Below are 824 nucleotides of genomic sequence, written 5' to 3' on the forward strand. Positions count from 1 at the left end.
TCAGGTACGCGAGTTTCTCATCATCAACATCTTCAAAGATGATTCGCCGAAATCGTTGACCAGTCTCAGCAAGCTCAATCTGTTCGTCACGGAGATGTCGTGTTCCTTGTTCATTGGTGATTTCGACATCTTGGATGTGTTCGAGCACTTCCGCACGAGCGTCTGCTTGGAGGAGACAAATGAAATCGATATCACGCTCCTTGAGATCACAAAACCGGCTGTAATCAAGGTAGCCACGGTCGAAAACATGAATCGGCGAGTCGAGGTCTGCAAAGACCTCGACATCGCTCTGTAGGTGTTCAAATTGGGTTGGTTCACGCATTACGCCAGGAGTGATGGTGACACCAAGCGGATGCTTGGCGTCACCATCTACACGCGCAGAAACATTGAGATGAAGCCCTTTCTCATCAGGACCAATCTCGTGTAGGACCTCAGTATCGGAGCGCTCACTCGGAACAGAAACCGACCGAGTGATGGTAAGATTAGTCGCGTCAGTCGCTATGACAGCACGATCAAGCCAATCGAATCGTTTGCGCTGGACACCACGTTGGTGGTACAGCTGGGGTGAATGAAGCAACTCGAAAAAGAGACGAACGACCGCACGGTAGTCGCGGTCGTTCGTCAATCGAGAGAAGGTTGAGCCAGCCATGTAGGTCAGTTCGTCGTGGATAGCAGTTTTCTCAGAGAGTTCAGCAAGTGAATCAGACGGATTAATCCCCTCAAAAACGGCAGTTTTGAGATGATTGTCAAAATCATGCTTTGCTGTGTATGTCCCGATCTCGAAGTCGTCAGCAATAGACTCGCTATCGACTGCGTCGAGTAGC

The 824-nt window shown here is 49.9% G+C and carries 1 protein-coding gene; it reads right to left on the reverse strand.

Features of this window, described 5'->3' with window-relative positions; all coding sequences use genetic code 11:
• The coding region (locus tag O2S87_RS18680; RefSeq protein WP_475410219.1) for a transposase at window positions 1-824 on the reverse strand (824 nt) is incomplete at both ends.

Source organism: Halohasta sp. A2, from assembly GCF_056175805.1.